The 16,183-nt window shown below is 58.9% G+C and carries 16 protein-coding genes; 14 read left to right on the forward strand and 2 right to left on the reverse strand.

The window, feature by feature from the left end; genetic code table 11:
* Positions 1-10 precede the first annotated feature (10 nt).
* The 4 genes from BMW76_RS25470 to BMW76_RS25485 all read left to right on the forward strand — a co-directional run bounded on the left by BMW76_RS25470 (position 11) and on the right by BMW76_RS25485 (position 2,982).
* Positions 11-424 carry a hypothetical protein gene (locus BMW76_RS25470; protein ID WP_090870228.1) on the forward strand — a complete coding sequence of 138 codons (414 nt, stop codon included), beginning with the start codon at positions 11-13 and terminating at the stop codon, positions 422-424.
* 18 nt (positions 425-442) lie between these two features.
* The gene (locus BMW76_RS25475; RefSeq protein ID WP_090870230.1) at positions 443-1,261 is read left to right on the forward strand and encodes an SIR2 family NAD-dependent protein deacylase; all 819 of its coding nucleotides are present in this window, start codon (positions 443-445) and stop codon (positions 1,259-1,261) included.
* A 165-nt stretch (positions 1,262-1,426) separates the two neighbouring features.
* Positions 1,427-2,446 (forward strand): WYL domain-containing transcriptional regulator, encoded by a 1,020-nt coding sequence (locus tag BMW76_RS25480; RefSeq protein ID WP_090870313.1) that lies wholly within the window; start codon positions 1,427-1,429, stop codon positions 2,444-2,446.
* Positions 2,447-2,565: 119 nt separating this feature from the next.
* On the forward strand, positions 2,566-2,982 hold the full coding sequence (locus BMW76_RS25485) for a hypothetical protein (RefSeq protein WP_143062319.1): 417 nt from the start codon (positions 2,566-2,568) through the stop codon (positions 2,980-2,982).
* Positions 2,983-3,056: 74 nt separating this feature from the next.
* Here the strand turns inward: BMW76_RS25485 and BMW76_RS25490 are convergent, their stop codons facing one another.
* Positions 3,057-3,740: a hypothetical protein gene (locus tag BMW76_RS25490; protein WP_245763379.1), complete on the reverse strand. Its 684-nt coding sequence runs from the start codon at positions 3,738-3,740 to the stop codon at positions 3,057-3,059.
* Positions 3,741-3,755: 15 nt separating this feature from the next.
* Here BMW76_RS25490 and BMW76_RS25495 point away from each other — a divergent pair, with 15 nt between their 5' ends.
* Positions 3,756-4,328, forward strand: coding sequence for a recombinase family protein (locus BMW76_RS25495; protein ID WP_090870235.1), 573 nt, complete (start codon positions 3,756-3,758; stop codon positions 4,326-4,328).
* Between the two features lie 10 nt (positions 4,329-4,338).
* On the opposite strand, the gene BMW76_RS25500 is transcribed toward BMW76_RS25495, so the two are convergent.
* Positions 4,339-4,929 (reverse strand): recombinase family protein, encoded by a 591-nt coding sequence (locus BMW76_RS25500; RefSeq protein ID WP_090870236.1) that lies wholly within the window; start codon positions 4,927-4,929, stop codon positions 4,339-4,341.
* A gap of 173 nt (positions 4,930-5,102) precedes the next feature.
* Here BMW76_RS25500 and BMW76_RS25505 point away from each other — a divergent pair, with 173 nt between their 5' ends.
* From BMW76_RS25505 to BMW76_RS25545, 9 genes are all read left to right on the forward strand, one after another.
* Positions 5,103-6,389, forward strand: a complete 1,287-nt coding sequence (locus BMW76_RS25505) for an EAL domain-containing protein (protein WP_090870238.1) — start codon at positions 5,103-5,105, stop codon at positions 6,387-6,389.
* Positions 6,390-6,647: 258 nt separating this feature from the next.
* The gene (locus BMW76_RS25510; protein ID WP_090870240.1) at positions 6,648-7,706 is read left to right on the forward strand and encodes a hypothetical protein; all 1,059 of its coding nucleotides are present in this window, start codon (positions 6,648-6,650) and stop codon (positions 7,704-7,706) included.
* A gap of 120 nt (positions 7,707-7,826) precedes the next feature.
* Positions 7,827-8,858 carry a hypothetical protein gene (locus BMW76_RS25515; protein ID WP_143062320.1) on the forward strand — a complete coding sequence of 344 codons (1,032 nt, stop codon included), beginning with the start codon at positions 7,827-7,829 and terminating at the stop codon, positions 8,856-8,858.
* Positions 8,842-10,143 (forward strand): nucleotide sugar dehydrogenase, encoded by a 1,302-nt coding sequence (locus tag BMW76_RS25520; RefSeq protein WP_090870243.1) that lies wholly within the window; start codon positions 8,842-8,844, stop codon positions 10,141-10,143. Before BMW76_RS25515 ends, BMW76_RS25520 begins: the two co-directional genes overlap by 17 nt.
* 19 nt (positions 10,144-10,162) lie before the next feature.
* Positions 10,163-10,837, forward strand: coding sequence for a glycoside hydrolase family 16 protein (locus BMW76_RS25525; RefSeq protein WP_143062321.1), 675 nt, complete (start codon positions 10,163-10,165; stop codon positions 10,835-10,837).
* 11 nt (positions 10,838-10,848) lie between these two features.
* Positions 10,849-12,051, forward strand: a complete 1,203-nt coding sequence (locus BMW76_RS25530) for a glycosyltransferase (protein WP_143062322.1) — start codon at positions 10,849-10,851, stop codon at positions 12,049-12,051.
* Positions 12,052-12,358: 307 nt separating this feature from the next.
* Positions 12,359-13,981, forward strand: a complete 1,623-nt coding sequence (locus BMW76_RS25535) for a nuclease-related domain-containing DEAD/DEAH box helicase (protein WP_177200496.1) — start codon at positions 12,359-12,361, stop codon at positions 13,979-13,981.
* 521 nt (positions 13,982-14,502) lie between these two features.
* Positions 14,503-15,546 carry a GTPase family protein gene (locus BMW76_RS25540; protein ID WP_090870251.1) on the forward strand — a complete coding sequence of 348 codons (1,044 nt, stop codon included), beginning with the start codon at positions 14,503-14,505 and terminating at the stop codon, positions 15,544-15,546.
* A 3-nt stretch (positions 15,547-15,549) separates the two neighbouring features.
* A complete protein-coding gene (locus tag BMW76_RS25545; RefSeq protein WP_090870253.1) occupies positions 15,550-16,179 on the forward strand; it encodes a GTPase domain-containing protein in 630 nt (209 codons plus the stop codon).
* Positions 16,180-16,183 lie beyond the last annotated feature (4 nt).

The following is a 16,183-nucleotide window of genomic DNA, read 5'->3' on the forward strand; positions in this document are numbered from 1 at the left end:
CCGAGATGTCATGCCGAGAGCCATCGAACACATCGACGCGATTGCGCGTCGAAAGCAGCGCGACGTGCTTTTTCTCACCTTCTTCGACGACCCGAATGGCGAGCGTTCGCCTCATCACTGGGAAGCGCATCCTACGCGGGCGACGATCGTCGAATGGCTCGACTCGCACGGCTACGCATGGCAGCCGTGCGGTGAAGTCGCCAGCGAAACCGTCATGAGGAGTTATCGCGGCTCGATCTACATCGACGTGCCGTACGACCGGGACGACGCGTCGTATCGCGCGCTCGAAGCGTTCCTCGAGTTCCCCGACCGCTCGTTGCGCATGCCGCACATGCGCTTTCTCGTCCTCGATCTCCAGTCCGCGCAGAAGAATGCGCACCACGACGAACCGGGCTTCTGGGAGCGCTGGGCCGAAGATTTCTGACTGCAAGAAGAACGGATCATGATCGATAACACCGACATTCAACGCGCCGCGGACTGGATTCGTCACGCGGACGCCATCGTCATCGCCGCCGGTGCGGGCATGAGCGTCGACTCCGGCCTGCCGGATTTTCGCGGCACGGGCGGCCTGTGGACTTCGCTGCTGCCCGCGGGCATGATGGAGCGCGACGTCGGCTCGCTCACCCAGGGCGACTGCTTCGCGGAGAAGCCCGTCGACGCATGGCGATTCTACGGACGGGCCCTGCAGGTCTGCAGGCAATGCTCGCCGCACGCAGGCTACGCGATGCTCAGGCGCTGGGCCGAACGCACGCGTCATGGCGCATTCGTGTTCACGAGCAATGTCGACGGCCATTTCCAGGCGGCGGGTTACGACGAATCGCGCGTAGTGGAGTGCCACGGCACGCTCAATTTCATGCAATGCGGCGAGCCGTGCAGCGACGGGATCTGGGCATCGGGCAGTCTGATGGATGACGTCGATGTCGACGCACTTACACGTCCCGCTCTGCCGCGCTGCCCGCAATGCGGCCATCTCGCGCGGCCGAACTTCCTGATGTTCGACGACAGCCACTGGGTCGAGAAGCGCACGTCGGCGCAGTGGGAACGGCTGCGCATCTGGCTGCGTCCCGTGCAGCGGCCCGTCGTGATCGAGCTCGGCGCGGGAACGGCCGTGCCGAGCGTGCGCATGTTCGCGGAGTCGGTACGCGGTCCGCTGATTCGAATCAATCTCGACGAAATCGAGGTGGTGGGCGAGGGCGTTGGTCTACGAGGCACTGCACTCCAAGTGCTGTCGGCTCTCGACGCGACCCTCGCTCGAGATTGACACGGCAGCATCCTTACGTCGAGGCGCACGCACGTCCCGACGCATCATCCGGAAATCCGGCCGCCGGATCTTCTCGTGCAGCGCACTGGCGTTCAAGCGAAGCTCAAGAAAGCAGCAAAAAGTGTCGATAAACCCGAGATCATCCACTCACGCGACTATCGTTCAATGTCCGACATCGACCGCGAAATCATGCGCGTCCTTCCCGACGCAGCCACGCAAAGCGATTACCTGAGCACACCGGATGTCTACCGGCGTCTGACGAGCACCGTGCCGAACCTGCCCTCGCCGAAGACGATTTATCGGCATCTGGCTCGGCTCGAGGAAGAAGGTCTTGTCGAGATGGACCAGCGTGGAACGGCTTCCGTGTGGCGCAGGAAAGCAGGCGCGAGCGGTCTGGCGGCCAAGGGCGGCGCAATGATTAACTTTGACGAGGCGTTGGCGCTGCAGACGCTCAGGCGCTTCTCTTCGCGGCAGATCCCGGAACTGGTGGCCGAGTCGCTGACGCCGTTGTTCGAGATCGCGGAGACGCGGCTGAGGAAGACCAATAGCGAAACGGAGCGCAAGTACTCGCGCTGGGCCGGTAAGGTTGCAGTGGAGAGCGGCGGGTTCGCGCTGCACTATCCCGTGATCGATCGCGACAACTTTGCGGAGGTATCGAGGGCGCTGTTCGAGGAACGCAAGCTGGAGATCGTCTACCGTCCTCGTCACAAGACGGACAACGATCAGGCGAAAGTCGTCCTGCCGTTCGGTCTCGTTGAAGTGGGGGGGCTCGTATATCTCGTGGCGGGCACGGAAGGCAAGGCCAATCCAACGATGTATCGCCTCGATCGCCTTTGGGGCGCCAAGGCGATGCTCGAATCGTTCTCGTATCCTGCGACGTTTTCGCTCGATGCGTATGTCCGTCAGCAGCGCAGCTTCGATTTCATGGTCGAGAAGGAAGTGCTGCTCAAGCTGAAGTTCTTCAGCGGCGCGGGAGAGCATCTGCTCGAAGCACCCATGTCGAAGGATCAGAAGAGCACTCGCAAGGACGATGCCTTGTATGTGCAGGGCACTGTGATGTTGAGTCAGCGGCTGCGCTGGTGGCTGCGCTCGTTCGGGCCGAACGTCGAGGTGCTGGGACCCGCGAGCCTGCGAGCCGAGCTCGCCGCTGAAGCGGTCGAGCTCGCGAGTATCTACGGCGAATAGCGGCTGGCGGGACGTATCGGGGAAGATTCCGGGCCATACGTCGCTGGCGGGAATGAGATAGGCTCGTGAGCGGCGCGGCTAAGCGGTCGATCAAAACGCTCCGCGTTGTGCATCGCGGCTTGCTTGACACGCCTACGCACGATCTGTGCTCGCGCAAGAGCGTCGAATTACCGGGCTCGAAGTGCGCGATGGCCAATCGTCGCAGCCCGCATGACGTGGTGGTGCGCTTTCTCGACATGCTGTCGGACGAGCCGATGAAGGTCGAAGCGACGGGACCGTTCACCCGCTCGTATGTTCGCACGATTACGTATGAAGGCCGCAGCGCGACGCAAGCCACCCGCGAAGCACTCGACGAGGCGATCGTCCGGGGCTTCTTGCCCTCCGACATCGCGCTGCTGACGTTCAACAGTCGCGACAAGTCACTATTGGTGAGGCTCGACCAGCTTGGCCTCTACGCGTCGCGCAGCTTCACGGGCGACGGCGCGACGACACGGTATTCGGGCGTCGGTTCGTCGGTGCGACGCGTGCGACGATGAAGCTCATCATCGTGATGTCGAACCGCGCGGAAGTACAACTGATCGAGCGAATGTTGTAACGCGCGCAGCGATGCCTATTCCGCATCGAGCTGCTGCGCGATCATGCGCAGAAGATCGCGCCTCACAGGGCCATGCATTGCCCCATGAGGCGTCGACGACGCTGCAACCAGGCGCCCTAGCCGGGCGAGTGCTGTGTGAGGCGACAACGTGCCAGTGAGCGCCCAATGACCGGAGCGCCTGCTCGGCAATTCGTTCGCATTACCTGTGAACAGAACCATTTCAGTGCGGTTTGCAGGGAACGACGCCAACACGGCGCGATTTGCCTGGATGCTGTGCCAGCAAAATTCATCGTTCGTGCGGCGCGCAGGTTTGACCAGATGCACGACGATGTCTGCGTCCGTCTCACGCCTGACACGCGAGATCTTCCAGGAGAGCGCGCCTTGCAGATCGGGTAACTCGCTCATCCACGACTGAACCTCCGATTCATCGAATCCCCAAAGCCGCATTGCGATGCACAGCGTCTGCGTATTGTCGCGAACATCGCGATGATCGTGCGTCGTGTTCCTGCGAATCGTGTTCGTCGGCTTCGTCATAGGTATCAAGCGCTTCAAGTGATGGCGTGATCGGGATTTTGGAGAGGCATCGGGACAAACACTGTCCAAATCCACGCAGCGATGCGCGATTGTTTCGGGACACAGATTGTCCAGATCGATTTCTATATTTCGGTTGGGCCATTTGGCGAACGCGGTGTTCGCCATACAACTCCGAACAGAATGAGAATAGGATACGCACGAGTCTCTACCGATGATCAAAATCTCGATCTGCAACTGGCAGCGCTAAAGAAAGCTGAGTGCGACAACATTTTCACCGATCAGGGCGTATCGGGCGCAAAGTTCGCGCGGCCTGGTCTCGAACAGACGATGGCGGCGCTGTCGAAAGGCGATACGCTGGTCGTATGGCGCCTCGATCGTCTGGGGCGTTCGCTCACGAAGCTCGTCGAACTCGTCGACCAGCTCGGCGAGAATGGCGTTCAATTTGTCTCACTCACAGAGTGCATCGATACGACGTCTTCGGGCGGCACGCTTCTCTTTCACATCATGGCCGCGCTTGCGCAGTTCGAGCGCTCGCTGATCGGCGAGCGGACACGGGCCGGCATGCTTGCCGCCAAGGCACGCGGACAGCATGTCGGCAGGCGGCGCGCGATGACGCAAAGCGAATGCGTCGAAGCCCAGCGCCTGCTTGAGCTTCATTCGTCGCATACCGTCGCCGAGCAGTTCGATGTACATCCGCGGACGCTGCTTCGCAGCCTGCGCAGGTATGGCCTCGAAGCACAGCAGCTTGCATGAAATATCCGTTCTATTCTTGGCGGCCTTGAGTTTCCGATGAGTCGCGTTGCACGGTTGAGTTGCGCAGCATGCGCTGCATCGTGCGCGGATGCACATGGAAACGCGCTGCCAGTTCTACGACGGACAATGTTTCCGACAGTGCAAGTGCCTCTTTGCATTGCACCGGTGTCATTGTCGCGCGCCTGCCTACACGACGACCTCGCTCTCGCGCCGCGTTCATGCCGCAGCGCGTTCGCTCGCTGATCAACGTTCTTTCGAACTGAGCCAACGCGGCCATCATATGAAAGATGAACATGCCGCTGCACGACGTGGTGTCGATCGCTTCCGTGAGCGATTGAAAGCGGATGCCCCGCTTGTCGAGCGTGTCGATCATTTCGACGAGCTTCATCAATGACCTGCCCAATCTGTCGAGCCGCCATACGACGAGCGTGTCGCCACGGCTGAGCTGTGTGAGCGTGTCGTCCAGACCCGGCCGGCGGAATGTCGCGCCTGACACGCCATGATCGTGAAAGAGTCGTTCGCAGCCTGCCGCCGTCAGCGCCAATACCTGCAAGTCGAGGTTTTGTTCTTCCGTCGAAACGCGAGCGTAACCGATCTTCATCGTCGTGCCTCACTTGAGTACATCGTTCTGACGCATGCATGCGCGCGTGCCGCGCAGAAAAATGTTCGTCATGCGTTGACACAAAGGTTCCCTTTTGTCAGCGCAGCGAATCGTGTCGGCGGGAACAGCAGATCCATGTTTTATCTGTGATTTTTTTCAAGCCCTGAACTATCATGGATCGTGACACAAAGGAACCCTTTTGTACCTGGCTGCGAGGGCCGCCTGCGGAAAGGCGGGATGGGTTCGGCGCAATGAGTCATAACAGGCTAACGGGGTTTGAGACCGAACTCGAAACGTTACTTAAACGCTTCGGCGCTGGACAGCGAGCGCACAGCGGCTCACGCGTGGGTTTGTGTATTGTCGCGACGATCGTCAACCTCCGACAGCTCGAGCGCGTGTACGGGTCAATTTTCGCGATGACTGCACGCCAGGTGTTGCGCGAGCGGGCGCGGGAACTGTGTCGCGAGTATTCGGGCATCGTCGCGATGAGTGGCGAACATATGCTGTTCGCGTTCGATGTGCTGCCCCATGTGCGCGGCGCACTTGACACGCTGCCCTCGCGTCTGCTGGATATCATTCTGATCCGCCTTTCCGAACGTCCTGTTCGATACGGCCAGGCAGTCGCATTTCCTGTATTCGAAGCAGGCATCGCACACTTCGACGACAAGCCCTTCGATATTGCGTCAGTGAATGCGGCAAGCCGTATCGACGCAGCGGCTCGCGATGAGTGGCGGGAAGCTTTCGTCGCGGATACCCGCGTAGCAGAATCCGTGTTCGGCGCCATGAACGACGGAAGGCTCGATTTCGATTTCGAGCGCATCTGCGACGCAAAAAAACCCTCAGCGACGCTCTACCAGGAAGCGCTACTGTGCAAGATGGGCGATGCCTATCGCGAGCGCACGCGGATCGGTTCCGAAATATGCGCGCTGGAGCGTCTGGGTGTCGTGCGATGCCTCGACAGATGGGTGGTGCAGACGATCATCGACAGACTCAGGGCGAATCCCGCCGCCCGGCTCGGCTGCAACATATCGACCCGTAGCGCGGTCCTCGATGGCTGGTGGGCACTCATCGTCACGACACTCGCGGTCGAACCCAATGTTGCTTCACGGCTCACCATCGAAATCACCGAAACTTTTCCGCTAGCGAATCTAGACGCCACCCGCGAATTCGTCGCGGTGCTTCAATCATTAGGTTGCCGCGTGGCGCTCGACGATGTCGGCCATGACTTCGGCAGCCTGCGCAATCTGATCACGCTTGATGCGGACATCGCGAAGCTCGACCGGTCTCTCATTGCCCGCTGCCGCCACGACGAGGCGGCGGCAGCGCGCTTTGCGCAACTCATTGAACTTGTGAAGGTTTGTGCCGATTCTATCGTTGTCGAAGGAATCGAAACGGAAAGCGATGCGCAAACCGCTTGTTCAAGCGGTGCGACGGGTCTGCAAGGTTACCTCTACTCCTGATTTTCTGACCAGAAACGGCGAGCGTATGCATTGCGTTGTCGTACGCAAGTGCATGCATGAAGCTGGCTTCGATTTTGGCTGCAGAGACATCGTTTGTCCAGAGCGCGCTGCAGAATGCTGACTAACCCACAGCCGCCGAACGATTAAATATCGCCCCGCACTCAGGACATGAAGTGTCCAGATAGGTGCATAGAGTGCGAACTCGTCGTTTGAGAGTAGTGAAGCAATAGTAGGCGATAAAACAGAGCATATTGACAAATGAACTTCAAGCGTTTCCAAAACACTATCGTTTCCTCGTATCGAATCACGATGGCTGCGATTCTTCTACTGATCGTCGCAGGCGTGATGTCGTATCTGTTTCTCATGGTCTTCTATGCCGTCAATCGTAACTGGTCCGCACCTATCGTCCTGTCACCGACGCAGGAAAAAGTGCTGGCATATCAACCGCAGGTATCGGCGCTTGAAGCAGCACTGTTGAAGAATCGTGTTGATCTCACAACTGCGACCGAAAGATACCGCGTCATCACTCAGCAGATTGAGGACACCCGCGCGCTCATCGAAAGATTCAACACGGCGGCACATAGCGAGTCGCATGCGCTCGCGTTGACGGAAGCAGATATGCGGTTCGCGCTCGGCAGAAAGCGTATTGACTCGTTGCAAACGGAGAAAGCGGCGGCCGAGGTGAAGCCGATGCTGGCATCAGTCGATTCTGACCTTGCGGCCGGCCTGATTACGAAAGACCAGGCAATGTCGCGCCGCCTCAATATCCAGTCGGCAATGAGTGCGATAACCGACTCGCACATCAGCGAGATCACGCTGCGCGAACAGGCGCGCGCCGCGGCTGCGGCGAGCAGGACGCTCGGTGGCGGTCCGGCATCGTCGCTGACGGCCTTGCAGTCTCTGACCAACGAGGCGCAATTGCGCATGACGCTCGCCCAGGCGAATGTCGATGCGGAAACGGCGCGTCAATCCGTCGACCAGCTACGCGCAACGGTGGCAAATGCGGAACGCGTGCTGAGCGTCGCGAAACGTTCGCCGTATTACCTCGCGTTGACACGCAGTGTTGCGGTTGTCTTTGTCCAGTACGACAACCTGACCAATGCGACGCCGGGCGCATCTGTCTTCGATTGCTATCTGCAGGTGATCGCTTGCCGGAAAGTCGGCACGGTCGAACATGTGTACGACGCGGAGGAGTACGCGCGACAACCGCTCTTCAAGACGGATATCAAAGGAAGGTTTGTGCGTGTGGACTTTTCAGTGACGTCCGCCGAACAGTCGCCGGTGGTTTTCATTGGACATAAGCCGCTGCTCTTCTAAATGAATCGCGGCGCTGGGTGGATCATCCGGCAAGAGCGTCACCTTCCAAACTTCATAGTCGAATTGATGCCTTTCAAAGTCAAGTATGCATTTGTTTTTTTGCTTCTCGGCACGTTGAACGTGGCTGCCAACGCGCAGACTTCAGCTGATGCAGAGAAGCAGGCTTACTGCCAGTATGTGCAGGACCAGGCGGATGCGGAACGCACGCTGGATACGGGTGTGGAGGGATTTGGCCGACTCGGTCAATCGGATTCGAACCCGTCGCTCAAGCAGGTCGTAGTCGGTGTTTCGAAGAGCCTCTCGCGGCACCTGCGGGGCGTGTCGGCAACGCGAGCCGCGCAGCTGGAATGCGAGTTGTACAGCCGTACGCTCAATGTTGATCGTTTCGTTAAATACGGCATGCCATCGATCGACCGTCAGGTGGCGATTCAACAGGTGGCGGATCTGAAGGATGTGCTCGATATCCTGAACGAAGAGATCATGTCCGCCGACAAGCGTTTGCAATCTGGAAACGGGACGCTATCCGACCTGCTGACGCTCAGGCAGCAACGCGACCGGATGGCCGCGCAATACGTCGCGGCGAAAACCGAAGTTGCGTCGCAACCCATACCGGAGGTGCCGCATATCGACTTGAAGCAGGCCATCGCGCAGATCGATGAAACGACACTCGATCTTCAGGACGAGCTGAATCACAAGCAGAAGCTCCAGGCATGGGACGTGTCGCTGGTCGGTGGCATGCAGAAGCCGATTTCGGGCACACCGGTGAATACGTCGACGGGGTACCAGCCGTTCGTTTCCGTGACGTTCACCTATAACTTCAATGCGGCGTCGTATGGGCGAAAGCTGGACAACGCCACACGCTCGCTGATGACGATGCGGCATCAATTGAACGACGAACTGGCGCAGAAGGTCGACGGATTGCAGCGGAGTATGGCCGATCGTCTTGCTGTGCAGCAAGAGAACCTGCCGCAGTTGCTGGGCGAGCAAAGCCAGTTGAGCGACGAGTACGAACGGCTGCGCACGCTTGCTTCGCCCGAAGCGCTACGAATGAAATCGCAGATTCGCGTCAGTCTTGCTATGGCCGCCATGAAAGTTCATCTGGCGCGTTTGCAGATCACGCTACTTTCTCAGAACTATGCGCAAGATCAATAAGATTCTGGTTGTTGGACTCGGCTATGTGGGATGTCCGCTCGCTTTCGAACTCGCGAAGCATTTCGACGTGACGGGCTACGATATCGACGTGAGCCGTATCGGCGAGTTGCTTGCGGGCAATGACAGGACGGGCGAGATCGCGGATGACGATCTTCATTCCACGCGCTGGCGGCTTACGAGCGATGCCCACGAGGCCATGCACGACGCCGATCTCATCATCGTTACAGTACCAACGCCCGTGACGGACGCGAATGTGCCCGATCTCGGTCCAGTTGTCGGCGCAACGAGAACGATCGCGCGGCACATGAAACAAGGGGCGACCGTGATCTATGAGAGCACGGTGTATCCGGGCGTAACGGAAGAGATCTGCGTGCCGCTGCTGGAGCAGCGCGACGACCATACGGGTGAGAGGCGTTTGCAACATGGCGTGGACTTCTGGGTCGCTTATTCACCGGAACGCATTAATCCCGGTGACCGCGTGCACACGCTAACGTCGACGACGAAGATTGTTTCGGGCGATACGCCCGAAACCCTCGAACTCGTAGACGGCCTGTACTCGAAGATCACGACGACCTACCGCGCCGCCAACATCAAGGTCGCGGAAGCGGCCAAGGTCATTGAGAACACGCAGCGTGACGTGAATATCGCGTTGATGAACGAGTTGTCGCAGATCTTCTCGCGGCTCGATATCGATACGCACGACGCGATCGATGCCGCCGCGTCGAAGTGGAATTTTCATCGCTATGTGCCGGGATTCGTCGGCGGCCACTGCATCTCCGTCGATCCGTACTATCTGACACACCGGTCCGCGCAGGTCGGCTATATCCCGTCGCTGATTCTGGCGGCACGCGAAGTGAACGACAAGATGCCCGGCCTGCTCGCGGAGAAGACCTTGAAGGCGATGCGCCATCGCGGCCTGCCGCTCGATTCGAGAATCACGGTTCTCGGGATCACGTTCAAGGAGAACGTGCCGGATATTCGCAATTCGAAGGCGGTTGGCCTCGTGCGCGAATTTATGAGCTGGGGTATTGACGTGCAGGTCATCGACCCTCACGCCGACCCAAAGGACGTCGAGCGCGAATATGGCATCCGGCTCACGAGTTTCGAGCGGCGCGAGCCGGCGCGTGCGGTCGTGCTGGCCGTTGCGCACAATGAATTCGTCGACGGCGGATGGGGCATGATCCTCAAGCATATTCATCCGCGCCAGGGAGCGGTCGTCACGGACGTCAAGGGGGTACTGACGCGCGGCGGCGAGCCGCACAACGTGACGCTGGTGCGGGCGTAAGTCATTCGAAGTGAATCACATGAAGCGCCTGCTATGTCTTGCGCTAGTGTTGTGGATGGCCGCGGCGTCGGCGACGGAGATCGAATGGGCTGGAACGGGCTGGCAGGTCCGGAGCGGGGCAGGCAAGCCGTGCGCTTCGGACCGTTGGAACGGGCGCGGCGCCTGGGTCGATGCGGAAGGCCGGTTGCATCTGAGGCTCTCGCGCATGCCGGATGGCCACTTTGCCTGCGTCGAGGTCGAATCAGTGAAGCGATTCGGCTTTGGCCGCTATGCGTTCGGGATTCGTGGACCGATTGGCGACGCCGACCCTGACGTCGTGTTCGGCGTCTTCATGTATCCGCCAGCAGATGTCGGACCGGACGGCACGAACGAGATTGACATCGAGATTGCGCGTTGGGGCGATGCCACCGCGCCACAGATCAACTACACCGTCTGGAATCGGAGCCATCCCGGTAGTCGTCACACGGCGTTTCGCGTCCCAGACGATATCGCGGAATCGACATTCGCCTTCGCGTGGCAGACTGGCGTGGTGAACTGGGAGTCGCCCTTACAGTACGGGCGGGAGGTAGTCTTTCGGGGCGATGTCGCAGATCGACCACAGAAGCTGGTCATCAATCTCTGGTTATACAGGCGGCCCGAGCCGCGCAGTGGAAAGGAAGTCGAATTCGTCATCAAGTCTTTGGGGCCGTTGTGATCGATACATTTGTGCAGTTGATTTTCGCGTTGCCGTTAATGGTGATGGTGATGAACTTTGGCGTCACGCTGATGTTGCGGTTCGGCGCGGAGTCGACGTTTCTGGTGAAGAACTATGCGCTGCAACCGCGGGTAAGCGTGCTGCTGCCATGCTTCAACGAAGGTGAGCACGTGTTCCATACGATCCAAAGCATTCTTTCGAGCGACTATCCGATGGAGAAGGTGGAAGTGATCGCCGTCGACGATTGTTCCGCAGACGACACTTTCGAATGGATCGAGCAGGCGGCGCGCCGCTGGAAGAACGTCCGCGCGTTTCGCAACCCGGTGAACTCGGGAAAGCACCAGACGCTGTCACATGCGCTGTCGCATTCGTCGGGCGAGATACTGATCTGCATCGATTCGGATTGCATCTTCGACAGTCGCGCAATCGCGGAACTGACCGCGTGTTTCGTCGACGAGACGATCGGCGCGGTCGGCGGCCGAGTCGGGATCAGCAACGCGCAGGAAAACGTGCTGACGCAATGCCAGACAGTCGTCTACTACTACAGCTTCCAGATCATGAAGATGCTGCAAAACTGGACGAGAAACGTGATCTGTATTTCGGGCTGTCTGTTCGCGGTGCGGCGCGAGCATTTCGAGGCGATCGAGGAACAGGTGAAGCATCGCAACTGGTTCGGTGTCGGCGTACGCGACGGCGAGGACCGCTATATGACGCACTTGCTGCTGCTCAAAGGGCTGAAAACCTACATCAACATCGACGCGCAATGCTGGACGGCCGCGCCGAACAATTTCAGGCAGCTGTTCATGCAGCAGCTTCGCTGGCGACGCAGCGGCCTGCGCGATCTGTTCTGGACATTGCGCAAGTTCGGCGACAATCTCGACGTGCTGCATCCGCTCACCGTGGTGAACCTGCTGATTCCCGGCGCGCTGCAGGTGCTCTGGCCCGCCATGTGCATTTACGGTCTGGCGTCGGGTTGGCTCGCGGAGCATCTGTTGCAAGACATGCAGCTTTATTTCGGCATTTGGGTCGTCGTCGGCCTGCTCTATAACCTGTACGTGCGCTGGCACAACCCGGAGCAGAAGGTGAACCCGTTGCTCGTTGGTGCGTTGGGGATGTGGTTTATCGCGGACTCGTTTGTGATTACGCTCGTGGCGCTCTGCACGTTCGATGTGGGTGAATGGGGAACGCGTGGGACTTCGGAAAAGAAAGTGTGACGAAGCAGTGCCTGACGCCATGCGAATGCTCACGCTTTGCGAGGCGTTCGCAGTTCAGGTGGTTCAATGTCGCCAAACGTTTGCGATGTCGCGTTCAATGATTGATGCCGTCCTGCGTGCATCGCAATGCGATTTGCGTATAACATCCAATCACTTAAGTTCGCGCAGAGCATGCCGATATTCACGCCTGTAGTGCCTTCTGCGAGCTTTACTTTACCGCGCATGACATGACGTCGTGCTTCGCCTTTTCGATGGCATGGATCGGGGAGCATGTGGGCATCGAGCGCGACTTTCAACGAAAACAAGAATGGCTATAGTTCACCCTCCGTTGGCAGAGATACGCGTGGCATCTGCTGGCGAGCATGCAGAATTCGACATTCTCAAAAAGCTGGCTGATGGCCTGCCGGAGAGCTACGAACTGTTTCATAGCGTCGACTGGACGCGCGCTGAGCCGCATCGCGACAGTCATGGCGAGTTCGACATCGTGGTAGTCAACAGCGCCGGCGACGTTGCGGTGCTGGAGGTGAAAGCGGGCGAGATCGACATGACAGGCGACGGCCTTTTCAAGCGATACGGCGGGCAGCGAAAGGACGTCGGGCGGCAGGCAAGCTGGCAGTTCAGGTCGCTTTTGCAGCGTTTGAAGGCCGACGGCATTGATGTGCGCCTGCTTCATTGCCTGGTGCTACCACAGTATCGAATTGGCGATCACGGCACAGTCAGTTACCCGCGTGAACGTATCGCGGACGCGGAAGACTGCCTGGATATAACAGGTTTCATCCAGCGCCGGCTCGGAGCCGGCCGGCCCGATCCGAATAAGGAACGGGTATGCGCGTTCATGCTCGACCGCATACGCGTTCAGCCGGATATCTCGGCGCTTCGTGGCACGCTCCAGCGACGTGTCGACGAGATTTCGGGCGGGCTGGCGCGTTGGGTACCACGTATCAATGTGGCGAGCGGCGTCATCCATGTGCGTGCAACGGCTGGATCAGGCAAAACACAGCTCGCGCTCTCGTTGCTGCGGCAGTCGCTTGTCGCGTTGAAAGCGGCATCGTACGTGTGTTTCAACCGGCCTCTAGCGGATCAGATGCGCGCATTAGCGCCATCGGACGTCGAGGTCAGCAGTTTCCATCAACTGTGCTGGGAGGCGGCGGGACGACCGCGCGTGTCGCCGGACTTCGAGGCGCTTGCGCAGTGTTATCTGGAGAAACAGCAGCGCGCCGCGCCGCATCTGGACGTGCTGGTGATCGACGAACTGCAGGACATGCAGGCCGCGTGGGTGCAGGCGCTGATCTCGCGCGTGCGCGAGAACGGCCGCATCTATCTGCTCGAGGACCCCGAGCAATGCGTCTACGCGGATCGGGCCCAGATTGAAATCAGCGACGCCGTAATGATGACGGCGCGAGAAAATTACCGCAGTCCCCGCAAGGTTGTCGAGACGATCAACCTGCTGCGGCTGACGGAAGAGCCGATTGCGCCTTGTGCGCCGATTGCCGGCGAACCGCCCGGGTTCACGATCTATAGCCCTGCCGCGAAAAACGTTGCGCAAGCGACTGCCGACGCAGTTCGCCGATGCGTCCAGGTTGGCTATGGATTGGATGACATCGTCGTCCTGTGCTGGCGCGGGCGGGGCCATTCTTCGCTAATGGCTGACGACATGCTGTCGGAATGGAAGCTGAGAAAGTTCACGGGTTCCTATGACGAGGCGGGACAACCCGTGTACACCGATGGCGAGCTGACGATCGAGACCGTTCGACGCTTCAAGGGGCAGTCAGCACCTGCCATCGTGCTCACCGAAGTCGACTTCGATCACGCGGACGCGCTGTGGCCGCAATTGCTGTTCGTCGGATTGACCCGGGCGCGGATGCACGTGGAAGTCGTCGTATCGGAAACGGCGGTACATTCGCTAGAGTCGCGCCTGACCGCTATGTGAATGGAGTGTGCGGCATCGTGCCGCGTCATCTAGGCTATCCTCTGTCGGATAGACACGCGAACCGTGACGCTTGGTACCGAGCTTTTTCATGTGGCTTACGTGTGCGTGAAGGGGCAAGTCGTTGATCTGTCGGCCGATTTTCTTGAAGGACGGGAGAATCTGCACGGTTCAGCCGGTTACGACCTCCGTCAGGGTGTTACAAGCTCGCCGATGTTTCTACGCGTGCCCTGCCATCGGCGTCGTTTTGAACACCAATAGCTTCGCTTCCAAGATGACTCAGTCAGCTGCACCAACGGGGGTGGTGCACCCTGCAGCGCGGGTCAACGGCGCCGTTTCTGCTTCTGCGCATTAAACATTTTTTCTGGAATGCCGTTAGCACAGGCGTGCCGTCACTTCTGATCTCATCCGTCGCCACGAGGTCGCGATTGCACGCCGGTATACGGACAGGGTTTGTCCGCAACGGATCGTATGGTACGGATCGATAGCATGGTCGTACACTAACAAAAACAGGATACAAAGCAATGTCGATTCATCACGAAGCAAATCAGATGCGCGAAGAACTTGAGCGCGATCGCAATACGACAGTTTCCGTTGCACTGTTTGGTCAACCCGGCGCGGGCAAATCGTCGCTGATCAACAAGATCGTCGGCAAGCGAGTGGCAGAAGTCGGAGTGGAAACGGACAAGACTGTCGATGCCACGCCTTATGAGGTAAATGGCCTGCGCTTCGTGGATTTGCCGGGTTACGGCACATCGAGATTTCCGAAGGCCAGCTACTTCAGCGATTTCAAGCTCCAGAACTTCGATCTCTTTCTCTGCGTGACCAGCGGCAAGCTCCATCAGGCCGACACGGAACTGTTTCGCGAACTGCACAAGCAAGGCAAGGTGTGTATCTACGTGGTAAACAAGGTAGATGAATTGTGGGAGGAAGGCGTCGGGATAGACGAACTTAAGGCGCGCAAGGAAAGGGACATCAGCAAGAACCTTGAGATCCCAGTAAAAACCATTTTCACGAGCTGTCGCACTTCCGAAGGTCTCGATCAATTAAACACTGAGATCAAGAACAACCTCGACGGCGCCAAACGTGAGCGATGGCTGCGCGATGCCAAGGCCTACAGTGCCAGGTTCCTTGAGGAGAAGAAGGAGGCATGCGAAAAATACGTCGTGACGGCAGCGGCAGCTTCGGCGGTCAACGCGATTAATCCGATTCCTGGCGCCGACATTGCAGTCGATCTTTCGATTCTCGTCGGGCTATTTGCAGGAATTCGCCAAGCCTACGGACTCGACGAAGCTGCGCTAGACAAGCTGAAGCAATCGGCTATTCCCGTAGTAGGCAGGCTTGCCAGCAACGTGGTCTCCTATGCCGCACGTGAAGGGCTGATGCAGTTGCTGAAGCGCTGCATCGGCAGAGAGGCGCTCAAACAGTTCTCGAAGTACGTGCCATTTGTGGGGCAGGGCGTAGCGGCGACACTCGGCTATGTCATCACGAGCAATGTGGGTAGCATGTATCTTGACGACTGTCATGAACTTGCAAAGCAGATCATCGAAAACAAGCTTGTCATCTGACCGATGCTGAAGGCTATCCTGCCGGCGGCGATCGCTAGCCTGTTAGAACGGCGCGGGCCCGTAGTGTCTGCGGATTCCGTACTCAGATTCAACATTGAGCGTCTCGGTAGGGAACTGGCTCGCGCGCCCGGTCGGAAGGTCGCCATCTTCGGTCAGCCGGGCGCGGGCAAATCCTCGCTTCTAAAAAACATGACCGATGCGCAGGTTAGGCCCCTGCCGTGCATCGGCTCTCAAACCGACGCGACCGACTGGTCCACGGATCCGGCGTGCGAACTGCTCAGCTTTCACGAGCGCGAAGTGTACGTCGACGCACCGGGTCACGATACGCTGAACCACCCGCTCAATGCCTTCGCGCCGAACTTCCCGTTCGCAGCATTCGATGCGTTCGTATTCGTCATTAGCGGGAAGCTGCATGATGCCGACTGCCTGATGTTTCAGCGTGCAATGGAGTCGCGCAAATCGATGTGCATTGCCCGGTCGTTCGCGGAATCACTGACAGTGGAAGAGGCTGTCGCGGTCGAGCGCGATTTGCGGCGCAAGCTGGCCGCTCCCGCGAAACTGAAGTTCGTGTTATTCAGCAACCGTACGCGGGAGGGTGTGAAGCAAGTGCAAAGGTTCGCGAAGGGAGAGTGAGAGA

The sequence above is a fragment of the Paraburkholderia diazotrophica genome (assembly GCF_900108945.1).
Classification (GTDB): domain Bacteria; phylum Pseudomonadota; class Gammaproteobacteria; order Burkholderiales; family Burkholderiaceae; genus Paraburkholderia; species Paraburkholderia diazotrophica.

Excerpts from the sequence above, each read along its gene's own strand:
- BMW76_RS25470 (WP_090870228.1), top strand. The coding sequence starts at position 11 with ATGCCGAGAGCCATCGAACACATCGACGCGATTGCGCGTCGAAAGCAG.
- BMW76_RS25490 (WP_245763379.1), bottom strand. The coding sequence starts at position 3,740 with ATGGCGAACACCGCGTTCGCCAAATGGCCCAACCGAAATATAGAAATC.
- BMW76_RS25520 (WP_090870243.1), top strand. The coding sequence starts at position 8,842 with ATGCGCAAGATCAATAAGATTCTGGTTGTTGGACTCGGCTATGTGGGA.
- BMW76_RS25525 (WP_143062321.1), top strand. The coding sequence starts at position 10,163 with ATGAAGCGCCTGCTATGTCTTGCGCTAGTGTTGTGGATGGCCGCGGCG.
- BMW76_RS25480 (WP_090870313.1), top strand. The coding sequence starts at position 1,427 with ATGTCCGACATCGACCGCGAAATCATGCGCGTCCTTCCCGACGCAGCC.
- BMW76_RS25510 (WP_090870240.1), top strand. The coding sequence starts at position 6,648 with ATGAACTTCAAGCGTTTCCAAAACACTATCGTTTCCTCGTATCGAATC.
- BMW76_RS25535 (WP_177200496.1), top strand. The coding sequence starts at position 12,359 with ATGGCTATAGTTCACCCTCCGTTGGCAGAGATACGCGTGGCATCTGCT.
- BMW76_RS25545 (WP_090870253.1), top strand. The coding sequence starts at position 15,550 with ATGCTGAAGGCTATCCTGCCGGCGGCGATCGCTAGCCTGTTAGAACGG.
- BMW76_RS25500 (WP_090870236.1), bottom strand. The coding sequence starts at position 4,929 with ATGAAGATCGGTTACGCTCGCGTTTCGACGGAAGAACAAAACCTCGAC.
- BMW76_RS25540 (WP_090870251.1), top strand. The coding sequence starts at position 14,503 with ATGTCGATTCATCACGAAGCAAATCAGATGCGCGAAGAACTTGAGCGC.
- BMW76_RS25505 (WP_090870238.1), top strand. The coding sequence starts at position 5,103 with ATGGATCGTGACACAAAGGAACCCTTTTGTACCTGGCTGCGAGGGCCG.
- BMW76_RS25495 (WP_090870235.1), top strand. The coding sequence starts at position 3,756 with ATGAGAATAGGATACGCACGAGTCTCTACCGATGATCAAAATCTCGAT.
- BMW76_RS25475 (WP_090870230.1), top strand. The coding sequence starts at position 443 with ATGATCGATAACACCGACATTCAACGCGCCGCGGACTGGATTCGTCAC.